The organism is Streptomyces sp. YS-3, assembly GCF_045257485.1.
Lineage (GTDB): Bacteria > Actinomycetota > Actinomycetes > Streptomycetales > Streptomycetaceae > Streptomyces.
In genome coordinates this window covers 1-10068 of record NZ_JBJHPC010000250.1, presented here as the reverse complement: position 1 = coordinate 10068, position 10068 = coordinate 1, and the positions used below count along the sequence as shown (strand labels likewise).

At 66.7% G+C, this 10068-nt stretch carries 11 protein-coding genes and 3 pseudogenes; 5 read left to right on the top strand and 9 right to left on the bottom strand.

What is annotated here, in order from left to right; translation table 11 throughout:
* Positions 1-91: 91 nt before the first annotated feature.
* From ACJA3G_RS20515 to ACJA3G_RS20500, 4 genes and pseudogenes are all read right to left on the bottom strand, one after another.
* The gene (locus ACJA3G_RS20515) at positions 92-529 is read right to left on the bottom strand and encodes an ALF repeat-containing protein (protein ID WP_406554475.1); all 438 of its coding nucleotides are present in this window, start codon (positions 527-529) and stop codon (positions 92-94) included.
* 328 nt (positions 530-857) lie between these two features.
* A complete protein-coding gene (locus ACJA3G_RS20510) occupies positions 858-1121 on the bottom strand; it encodes a hypothetical protein (protein WP_406554474.1) in 264 nt (87 codons plus the stop codon).
* A 22-nt stretch (positions 1122-1143) separates the two neighbouring features.
* Positions 1144-1329 carry a hypothetical protein gene (locus tag ACJA3G_RS20505; protein WP_406554473.1) on the bottom strand — a complete coding sequence of 62 codons (186 nt, stop codon included), beginning with the start codon at positions 1327-1329 and terminating at the stop codon, positions 1144-1146.
* 363 nt (positions 1330-1692) lie between these two features.
* Positions 1693-1854: pseudogene (locus ACJA3G_RS20500) on the bottom strand (hypothetical protein); the annotation flags it as partial.
* A 9-nt stretch (positions 1855-1863) separates the two neighbouring features.
* On the opposite strand from ACJA3G_RS20500, the pseudogene ACJA3G_RS20495 reads away from it, so the two are divergent.
* Positions 1864-2046: pseudogene (locus ACJA3G_RS20495) on the top strand (integrase core domain protein); the annotation flags it as partial.
* A gap of 79 nt (positions 2047-2125) precedes the next feature.
* Here the strand turns inward: ACJA3G_RS20495 and ACJA3G_RS20490 are convergent.
* Positions 2126-2323: pseudogene (locus ACJA3G_RS20490) on the bottom strand (hypothetical protein); the annotation flags it as partial.
* A gap of 5 nt (positions 2324-2328) precedes the next feature.
* Entirely contained in the window at positions 2329-2508 is a 180-nt protein-coding gene (locus tag ACJA3G_RS20485; RefSeq protein WP_406554472.1) for a hypothetical protein, read from the bottom strand.
* A gap of 77 nt (positions 2509-2585) precedes the next feature.
* Between ACJA3G_RS20485 and ACJA3G_RS20480 the strand changes: the two genes are divergently transcribed.
* Positions 2586-2762, top strand: coding sequence for a hypothetical protein (locus ACJA3G_RS20480; protein ID WP_406554471.1), 177 nt, complete (start codon positions 2586-2588; stop codon positions 2760-2762).
* A 24-nt stretch (positions 2763-2786) separates the two neighbouring features.
* On the opposite strand, the gene ACJA3G_RS20475 is transcribed toward ACJA3G_RS20480, so the two are convergent.
* Entirely contained in the window at positions 2787-3179 is a 393-nt protein-coding gene (locus ACJA3G_RS20475; RefSeq protein ID WP_406554470.1) for an SHOCT domain-containing protein, read from the bottom strand.
* A gap of 193 nt (positions 3180-3372) precedes the next feature.
* Between ACJA3G_RS20475 and ACJA3G_RS20470 the strand changes: the two genes are divergently transcribed.
* Positions 3373-3927: a potassium channel family protein gene (locus ACJA3G_RS20470; protein ID WP_406554469.1), complete on the top strand. Its 555-nt coding sequence runs from the start codon at positions 3373-3375 to the stop codon at positions 3925-3927.
* A 110-nt stretch (positions 3928-4037) separates the two neighbouring features.
* Here the strand turns inward: ACJA3G_RS20470 and ACJA3G_RS20465 are convergent, their stop codons facing one another.
* Positions 4038-5327 (bottom strand): hypothetical protein, encoded by a 1290-nt coding sequence (locus ACJA3G_RS20465; RefSeq protein ID WP_406554468.1) that lies wholly within the window; start codon positions 5325-5327, stop codon positions 4038-4040.
* 1024 nt (positions 5328-6351) lie between these two features.
* Between ACJA3G_RS20465 and ACJA3G_RS20460 the strand changes: the two genes are divergently transcribed.
* Both ACJA3G_RS20460 and ACJA3G_RS20455 read left to right on the top strand, forming a co-directional pair.
* Positions 6352-7581, top strand: coding sequence for a DNA/RNA non-specific endonuclease (locus ACJA3G_RS20460; protein WP_406554467.1), 1230 nt, complete (start codon positions 6352-6354; stop codon positions 7579-7581).
* Positions 7582-8308: 727 nt separating this feature from the next.
* Complete coding sequence (locus ACJA3G_RS20455; RefSeq protein WP_406554466.1) at positions 8309-8491, top strand: hypothetical protein; 183 nt, start codon at positions 8309-8311, stop codon at positions 8489-8491.
* 317 nt (positions 8492-8808) lie between these two features.
* Here the strand turns inward: ACJA3G_RS20455 and ACJA3G_RS20450 are convergent.
* Positions 8809-10068 (bottom strand): erythromycin esterase family protein (locus tag ACJA3G_RS20450; protein WP_406554465.1); only part of this gene is annotated, 1260 nt, incomplete at its 5' end.

Sequence of the window (10068 nt, the reverse complement as noted above, 5' to 3'; positions counted from 1 at the left end):
GATGACGCAGCGCCGCGATGCGACATGGGTCGCTGACGTGAGGGAGAGCGACGGCCGCCTGCCGTAGCGCTATGGCAGGCGGCCCGGTCGGTCAGACGTGGTAGCGGCCGACCTCCAGGAAGTACCGCATCTCCTCAGGGGTGCCTTCGACTGCCCTCTGCGCCGCCGCGCGCAGCGCGGTGCTGCTCGCCGGGTCGGCAAGGATCCTAGAGATTGCCACGCGGTCGTCCTCCGCCTGGGCGAGCCGCAGACCCGTCTGCAGGAAGTACGCGCGGTCCGCGGCGGTACCGTCAAGCGCCTTCGACGCCTCGCGCTTCACGGCCTTGCCCGAGGTGGGCTGGGCAAGGATCCTCGCGATCGCGACCATGTTGTCCTCGTCCTGTGCGATCGCGCGTCCGGTCTTCAGGAAGTACCGCAGGTCGTCGACGGTACCGTCGAGCGCCTTCTGCGCCTCGCGGCTGACACCCCTGCCGGTGGCGGGGTCCGCGACGATACGCAGGACCGCGATCCGCAGCTCGACCTCAGACATCGTGTCGTACGGTGAGTCGGCATCGGTGGATGCGACTGCGGCGGCGCCGGATGACGAGGGCGAACCGGTGGCGGCGAGAACCGGAGTGGACAGCAGCAGGGCAGGCGCCAGCGCGCCGGTAGCCACAACGAGTGCCGCACGGTACAGCTTTATAAATCCCCCATAGGTTTTGGTAGTTGCTGGGCGTGTGCCCTGCCCCAGAGAGCGGTCCGGACGGTGCAGTCCCCATCGCCCGAACACCCCTTCCCGACGATCATGACATGCGAGGGCGCCAGGTTCCTTGCCGGATCGCGGCAAACTTCATCCCGTTTTGCTGCTGATCTCACGATCATGTTGCGGGCGGCGAAATCCGCGCGACATCCGGCGCGATGGTCGGCACCGAATGCGCCCGTACCAGCAACCGCACGGTGGCCCGAAAGGCAACCGATGATGTCGCGGTCACCTCGCGCGCACGGCTCGGCAGCACCTTGCGGCCCTGCCCGTCAAAGGTCCAGCGCCAACGCTGATCGGGCGCATTCTGAGTGCAGTACTCCTGCGTCACCCACGCGCCAAGGCCGTCGCCAGAACCGGCATGCATCCACTGGGTTGACACGTGGTTGAGCATCCAGAAGCATTCACTCGATGCCGAAGCCGGTGGGCCCCAGCAACGCGCCGGGCAGCTGGTCGGCCTGCGCGGTGGAGATGCTGGGCGCAGCCAATCCGAGTAAGGCGGCGGTCGCGGCAGCGATACGGCTAGCGGTCGCGTGCGCATAGAAGCAGCTTCCTTCTTTCACAACCAGACAGGTCCACAGGATGAGCACGGCCTCATTGACGCGGTAGCCGTGCGTAACGCCCCCTAAATTCAGGCGCGTTCACTCAGGTGGGATGTGCAACGCGTGCAGAGTTTCTCGACACTTCACGCAAGGACCCTTCCAGAGCGGGAGGGCTGCCCCGAGGGATCGCCTGGGCCAGGCCAGGCCTGGCCGTGCGCGGCTGGTCGAAGGGGTGGCACAGCCGCCTTGCGGCGGATCCAGGTGTCATTGCTCCCGTAAGAATGGTTCTGGATCACTTTCCGTGCAGAGCCACGTAGTGTCACCGAAACCGACGATCATGAGTGTTCGTGTATGACGAACTCCTCCAGGACATCTGGTTCCACCACGCCGACGACGTCGCGCTCGAAACCGTCACCATGCACGCCAGCCGCGTGACCCTCCACGCCACCACAACCAGGGATTCAACGCCGCGTGGAGGACGCATAGCCGCAGGAGGTCAAAGCTGGCGCGGCCGAACATCTGCCGCTTCAGAATTTTGATCTTGTTGTTGTGGCCCTCGACTGCGCCGGAGCTGTAGCTCAGGCTGAGGCCGGCGCCGTTCCGCTACATCCAGAAGCGGTCGCGTTCGCCGGGCACTACGACTTCGACATCGACGTCCTGGCGGCCTTCCGCCCTACGGGCAAAGGCCGGGGCGAACGCCAGGTCGACATCGTCCGGGATCACGTCCTGGCCGGCCGGGTCTTTGCCTCCATCGAGGAACTGGACGAAGAGGTCGGTGGTCAGCCCGTTGCTGGCCGCGCAGAATTTCGATGCGCTTGCGCAGGTCGGTGTGGGCGTAGAGGAAGTCCGGGCTGACGCCCGCCGCGCGGGCGACAGCCCGGAAATTGATCTCCTCGCCCGCTTTGACCAGTCGCCGGATGCCTGCCTCTGCTCGTTGGACGGCCTGCTCGTGCTTGTCCTGGGCTGCCTGCCGCAGGGCGACGATGCGCCGGTTCTCGGCTGGGGCAGCGGCAGAGACCGAGGTGGTCGGGCGGGTGGTCATGTGCGCTATGTCCCCTTGTGTTCAGGTGACTTGGTGGTGTTCTGGTAGCCGGTGCTGCCGAGCACGCCCGCGCCACGGACGACGGCGACGCTGTCGTCCGGCTGGGCTTCCAAAGCGGTGATCTCCAGCTGCATGCTGCGGTTCTCCGCGTTGCGTTGTTCCAGCCAGACCTTGGCCTCGTTCATCGGCTCACCGTAGCGTTTCGGCGTGCCTGGCCTGTCGAGTGGCGACCAGCGCCTAGGTCTCGGCGAGTTGGCGCTGGATGTCGGCGAGGGGCGCGGACTACATCGCCACCTACGGGAACAAGGGCCCGATCCACACCTACCTCGAAGTCATCCGGGGCGGCCGACACAACGCTGTGACGTATGTGAAGGGGATGGTCGCGAGCAGCATGCAGTGGATCAGCGAGCAGATCGAGGGACCCACGCCATCGCCCTGAGGCGGGAGCGGCGGCCCACCGGCCTCACGCCAGGACCTTGGCCTTGGCGCGCTCGTACTCCTCCGGAGTGATGTCGCCCTTGTCCTTGAGCGCGGAAAGCTTGCTCAGCTCCTCCACCGAACCGCCCCCGCCGGTTGCGGCCGCGTTGCGGACGTACTGCTGGAACGCGTCCTCCTGCTGCTTGAGCTGCTTCACGTCGCGCTGTCCCATGCCCTGTCCACGGGCGATGAGATAGACGAAAACACCGAGGTAGGGCAGGACGAGCACGAAGACCAGCCATCCCGCCTYGGCCCAGCCGCCGAGGCTGTGGTCGCGGAAGATGTCGGTGACCACCTTGAAGAGCAGGAAGAACCACATCACCCACAGGAACAGCCACAGCATCGTCCAGAAGAGGTTGAGGAGTGGGTAGTCGTCCATGCCTGTCTCCGATCACGGGGGTGATCCCTTCCTACCTTCGGTAGGACSWGGTCGCACTCCGGAGGAGAGCCACCAGGGGCCCCTCCGCCTCCGGTGGCGGGACCGTCCGTCCCCGCCTCTCCTGAAGCAGAGGGCTGTCGGGCGCCGGGCGCRCCGGGCGCCCGACAGCACCCCGCGTACACCGGAGCGGCCCATGGAACGCGCAGGCCCGGGCGACCGGCRCCGCCGCCRCGCCCTCGCCGGCCATCTGCTGCGCTCGGCGGCCTCGGCGGTTCTGCTGATYGCGCTGTACTACTCGGCCCCGCTGGACCGAGGAGTGGGCGTCGGCACCGCCGTGATGCTCGTGCTGGGGCTGGCGCTCTTCGGCTGTCTCACGGCCTGGCAGATCGCCGCCATCACCCATGCGGAGTATCCGCGGCTGCGAGCGATCGAGGCGCTGGCCACCGCGGTGCCGCTCTTCCTCGTGCTGTTCTCCGCGACGTACTTCCTGCTCGCCGACAACCGGCCGTCGTCGTTYTCGGAGCCGCTGAGCCGGACCGACGCGCTGTATTTCACGGTCACGGTGTTCGCGACCGTCGGCTTCGGCGACATCGCGCCCACCACCGGCACCAGCCGTGCGCTGACCACCGTGCAGATGCTCGCGGATCTGATCGTGGTGGGCGTGTTGGCCAAGGTCCTCTTCGGCGCGGTCCGCGTCGGGCTGCGCCGCCGGGGTGAGGCTCCCAAGTACCCGGAGGAGGAGCCGTGACCGCCGGCGGGACGCAGCCGCAGGAGGCAGACCTGCTGGGGGGGCAAGCCCCGCACGGGCCCGGGAGGTTGGGGGTTCACGTGCGGGGCTGGGCTCACGAGGTGGGGACGTCACACCCCGGTGAGGGTGTACGTACCTGTTCCGTCCTGCCTGCCGCTGGAGTACTGGCGGATGAGCTCCCCGTCGGCGTACCGGTCATGGCTCATCATGGAGCCGGTGTACTTGTTCTGCAGACCGATCTTCGAACTGCCGGGTACGTCACGGTAGATGTAGAACCGCTGGAGGTCGTCCTCCCCACAGGTGGCCGTCGTCAGGTAGGCCTGCTCCTGGTTGGCGATGTTCGCCGGGATGGTCGCGCATCCTCCGTTGCCCCAGTTCCACAGGGAAGCCTCGAGGACGCCGTTGTTCTCCGTTACGTTGCACAGCCGCCAGTTGTCCAGGTGGGCGCTGAAGAACGTCGACTCGCGCAGGCGGACACCGTCGTTGGCCAGGAGCGGTGCGCTCCAGTTCAGGGGCTTGCCGGGGACGTCGATCCTGTAGACGGCGGCCTGGCAGTTCAGGGCGGCGCGTGCGGCGGCCTTGGCCGGCTGAGGAGTCATGCTCTGGGCGGCTGTGACCGCGGTATCGGTGTCGTGCTTGGCTCGGTCGGCCTTGGCCGAGGGGACGGGCCCGGCTGCGTGCTTCGCGGTGGCGGCGGTGGAGCCGCAGTCGAGGAGATCCTGTGCCTTGCGCATGATGCTGCTGGCCGGGACGGTGTCCTCGCAGCGGACCGCGCCTTCTTCAAGGGTGGTGTAGGTGGTGTAGCTGCCGCTGTCGGGGCCGTCGATCCACTGGGTGGCGTAGGTGCCGTTGCCGGTGTCGACGCGGTTGCAGTTCAGGCTGCCGTACTGGCCTGTGACCTTGCGGGTCCCCTCGTACAGGGCGTAGTAGCCGGGGCGGCGGAAGTCCCAGGAGATCGACTTGGACTCGCTGCTGGTGGTGCTGGAGGACATCTGCACGTTCAGGCCCAAGCTCCCGCCCACCTGGGCGAGCACGTCGACCTGGAAGTTGCCCTGGATGTTGGCGGAGAGGCCGACCTGGACTGTGACCACGGTCTGCGTACTGGTCTCGATCGTCTGGGAGCCCGTCGATCCCTCGGTGACGTACCAGCCCTTGAAGTGTGTGATCGTCGGAACGACCTGCGTGGACTTGATGTAGGGGTAGCGCTTGCCGAGGTCAGCCGACGTACAGGCATCGCCGAGCTTGGGCTGACCGGCTGCCACGGCGGCCGGCTTGGACGGACCCGGAGCCGTCGCGGACGGAGCGGCCGTCGCCGTGGTGGCGGCGAGCGCGCAGCCAGCGACTGCGGAGAGGATCGTCAGCCCTGTTCTCCAGAGACCGCGTGATTGTGATGGGCGCATCGTGTTCATCCCCCTTGGACCAGGGCTCCGCGGGGGCAGGCGGAGTCCCGGCCGGTGGTGTGGTCAGTGTGATAGCGAGTGGCTCTTGATCAAGTCGAACTTAGCGCCGGCGGCGGCGCGGTGACGATGACGGAATCAGTCGGTCCGGGGGCGCAACCCGTGGCCTTTCATGGACTGTTCGGCGGGCTTGTCCTGAACAGATTCATCAGAACGTCAATTACCGAGGTACAGTCCGCCGCACTCAGCGTGTAGGTGAGCTGCATTGCCGTGCATCGGCTGCCATCACCCCGATGGTCAGCGAGTGCTGGAGGGGTTCCCCTTCATCTGGCTACGCAGCTGGCCACCACCAAACAGTCACGACATTCAGCCAATTCATGTATGCCGAAATTAAGTGCCTTCGGCGCTCCGGACCAGCCTGGATATTTGCGCGCTTGCCCGAACAGCTCTATGAACGACGGAAGCAGACCGTCACCAGCACGGTGAAGGGAATCCAGCACAGGCGACGCGCCTGCCCTCTGGGGATTCCGTCTGAACCAGAGGCAGACAATTCGAGCGAGGAGACCATGTCAGGGCAAGTCGGCCGCCCCTCGCCGCCCAATATCACCGCTGCCGCACCTCTCCCCGAGCAACGCCGCCTGCCCGAGGAGAGGCAGGCTCGTCCATGGCCGCATCTGCTCGGCCCAAAGCAATCCCTTATGAGCCGCAATCAGATGCGCTTGCCGGGCCGACTGCGGGTGCGAGCACCAGATCCAGCCGACGTTTGAGAAGCCGCCGCACAATGGCGCAAATGACAAACGGGCCCGCCGCCATGCCTGCCGACCCGTAACTGATGGCCCGTCGCATCCCGCAGTCGGCCCGGCAGTGTCCCTGATGAGCCCCGAGCGCATCGGTACGCGCACTGAGCCGTAGCAACCACAAAACGCACAGAAAGAGAATGAACATGCCCATACCAGGTTTACGCCGCCACCGCGGAGGGCGGGACCGAAGGCCCAACAGGCTGCGTCGTGCCCTGTCAGGGGCAACGGTGGCCGCGACCGCTGCCGCTGTCGCGTTCAGTGGCGGCACAGCAACGGCCGCCTCCGCACATACGGATCGCACCGACCGCGGGAGCGCCGTCACAGACGGCACAACGGAACGCACCCTCACGTCCAAGATGACCACCGTGCGGGTGACGGAGCTGGTCACCACAACCCCGGACCGCGCGGGCAACGTCACCGTGCGGCTGGCGAACGGGAAGACCGTTCCCATCCCGGCGGCCAACAAGGACCTGGTGATGCGCCGCGCCGCCCAGCAGGCCAAGTCCCAGCTCAAGGCCGCCGAGCCCAGACCGTGCGGCGTCACCTGGGTCAGGCTCAAGGAGAAGACCAACCATCACCCGTTCGCCATGGAGACCGGGTTCGATGTCTTGGGCGGGGAAGCCATCGGCTACAAGTGGCGCGTCACCATCAAGGGGCCGGACAACTACGCCCACGAGTACACCAGTCAAGGCAACCTTCTCTTGCGTGGCAGCTGGCAGGGCGGCTACACGAGCGACAAGGACCAGGACGAGGGACTCTACACAGCCGAGGTCGACCCCGGCATATCCCACTTCCAGTTCGTGAGCGGCGAGCTCTGCTTTGCGGAGCCGGCGCGCAGAACGGAGCGCCTCACCAAGCCGAAGGCCGCATGCCTGAAGATGATGCAGGCCAACTCCGGCGACGGGTGGATCCTCAACACCACCCAACCGGTCCCGCGTCGCAACCAGACCGACCCGGCCAGCCCGGCCGGTACCCGGGCAGCTGGGGCGCAGGCCTGTCTGCGGAAGAAACTCGGCGACGGCAGCCCCGCTTCGCCGGGTGTGGGGGACATCACTGGCTGGCTGGACGCACAGCAGTTCGTCGCCACGCACTCGCCCGGAACCACGATCGCCCGGTGCCACCTCATCGCCAACATCCTGGGCGGGAAAGGGCAGGTGCTGGACGGTGGGCAGAACAATCTCGTCCCCTGCTGGCAGGTGGGGATGAACACCGGAACCCCCAGCATGCGAACCTATGAGAAGCAGGTGAAGGACGCAGTTGATGCGGCCACCATGGGGCCCGACGATGCGGTCTACTACCAGGTGACACCTCTCTATAAAAATGATGCCAGCACGATCCCCACGGGCGTCATGATGAGCGCCGCGGTTCAACGGGCGGACGGAACGCAGAGTGTGCTGCCCCTCACAGGCGTCACCAACACCCACGGGACGACGGGGTTGTTCAACCTCGGAAACTGATGTCCACCGGTGAGTGCTGTGGGAGCCAGGATGAGTCGCACCACCCCTGCGCGGCCGTTCGATGTCGCCTCGCTCTTTCGCGGTGACCATTTTTCCCGAGTTGCATCGTTAAGGACGCTTTGCAACTTCTTGACCTATCCCGGAGGGCACGAGCACAACCTCCTCAGGGCCCGTCAAGCCGATCCTCGACTTCCGCATTTGAGACCTCACTTGCTGTGCCGTGGTGTCCGCTCTGAGGCAGGGGTGAGCCAGGGTCGCCGCACCAGCACCTGCTGAAGTAAAAGCTGGCACACTCAGCCAGGGTGCCGTCGGTGCAGGCCTTTGCTGGGTGCAGTGTGATGAGATGAGGTTTCTCCCCTCGCGGGTGAAGTAGGTTCGCTACCGGTCTACTTGTGTCCTGTAGGCCCAGTAGGAAGATCACGACGAATTGGTGACTTCCGTAAAGGGGACCCTGGATGCGCCGTGCCCGGATCAGTTTTTTTGCCGCCACCGCCCTCACCACGCTTGCTCTGTTGCTCTCCCCTGCCGCTGCCCACACGGGTGGGACTGCTCGGGGACGCGGCGTTCAGTTCCTCGCCGATGTCCGGGCAGGGCACCGGCCTGGCACTGGTCGGCGCCTACCTGCTGGCCGGAGAGTTGGCCGCCGCCGAGTGGGACCCCGGCACCGGGTTCGCCCGCTACGAGGCGCGCATGCGCTCGTTCGTCGAGGCCAACCAAGACCGGCCGGTTGAACGTCCGAACCCGCGAGGTCCCCGGGCCGGACGCCGAGCCGCCTCCCGATTTCGCCGGCGCATGGTTCACCGAGCTGCTCGGGCGCGCGATCAACGCCGTCGAGCTGCCCGATTACGCGGGGGTGCATGACTCCGCAGTCCCGACCGGATCGCCGATCATCCCCTCGGCCAAGCTGTAGGTCCTGAACGCCTGTCACCCCGACATCCTGGCGGCCCAGCGACGCGAACGAGCCCGCATCCGCAGTGAACGCGGAGCACGCAACAGGAGATGGCGCCAACCTGCCGGTCGCGGCCCGGCATGAACGTGCCGTCCACGATCCATGGACGTTCCGCTTCCGCGACGGCCACGCCTTTGGCCCTAACCGCTCCAAGGACTGGGCGACTTCGCGCGGCACTTCGAAGCGGGATCGACTCTGTACGGCTTCTTCTGCCCTGGTGCCTCGCGCCAAGAGTCCTCCGGAGAACCCGGCAGGCACCGGCATGGACCTTCGGCCCGTCACTTACCGCTGGGCGCCGTCGGGGCGGGCAGCCAGTGGGCCGGGCTGACGCGGTGCAGATGGATGAGGACGTCGTGGCTGTTCGCGAGGGCGATCTGCTTGTACGGTCCCGTCGGCCCGGGGTAGGCACCGCCGATGCTCCAGGTGGCGCGGGGGGTGTTGAGCCAGTCGCGGGCCGCGTTCGGAGCGGTCCGCAGGTCCAGGACGTAGTCGCGCGGGCGCGCCTTGTCCAGGGTGTACTCGTTGCTGCCGGGCTTGGCGGGGCCGACAGTGTGGACCACCATGCGTCCGTCGGCGTCGAGCGCGTTGAACGAGCCCCCGTCGAAGGTGGAGCCGATGCTCACGTAATGCTTGCCCAACTTGTCGCGCAGGAAGCTCCCCTGCACCTTGGGATAGTGCTGGGGGTCGTGGGACTGGAGGGCGACATGCCCGTTGTGGGCCGCGAGAAGCACCTTGCGCCCGGTGTGCCGCTGCCACCATTCCACGTTGTCCGCCATGATCTGGTCCCGGTAGCGCATGGCCCGCGCGGCCTCCGTGGGATCGTCGGGGTCGAAGGCGTACCCCTTGGCCGTCTGGTCGATGGCGGTGGCGTTCCGTACCGCCCAGTCGTGCGCCTCGACATCGCCTCCCTTGCCGGGCCGCGCCTGCTTGAGCAGGTCGAGTGCCCGCCCCGTGCGGCCGGCGATCTCCTGGAGTTCGGCAAGTGGACGGAGCGGATAGGTGTTCATGTGGGCTTCGGGGGTGGTCGTGGGCCGCAGGCCCCGGTACAGCTCGGTGAGGCGCGGCAGCAGCTCGGGGTGTGCCTTGGCCATATAGGCGGCTACCTTGTCGTAGAGCTCGGGGCCGGCGTACGCGAAGTCGTCACCCATGAACTGCACCGGATCATGGGGATGTTGCACGTTGTATCCACGCATCCATCGCAGCAGATCCAGATACTCGGTGTTGTTCCAGAACACGTAGGTGCTCTGGAACTCGGTACGCATGATCTGCGCCGGGTCGCCCACCCCGTGCAGCACATAGTCGTTGAGCCGCTGGCCGGTGCTCCAGCTCGCCTCAAGCGCGAAGACGCGGAATCCCTTGTTCTCCACGAGATAGCGGAAGACCCGCTGCTTCATGGTGAAGAACTCGTGCGAGCTGTGGGTCGCCTCGCCGAGCCCCACCACCGTGGCGTCGTTCACCATCGCGCCGATCGAGCGCAGATCGCCCAGGTCACCCAGGGGGTCGGTGGTCCGCAGGGGGTGGGCGGCGCGGTCCAGGGC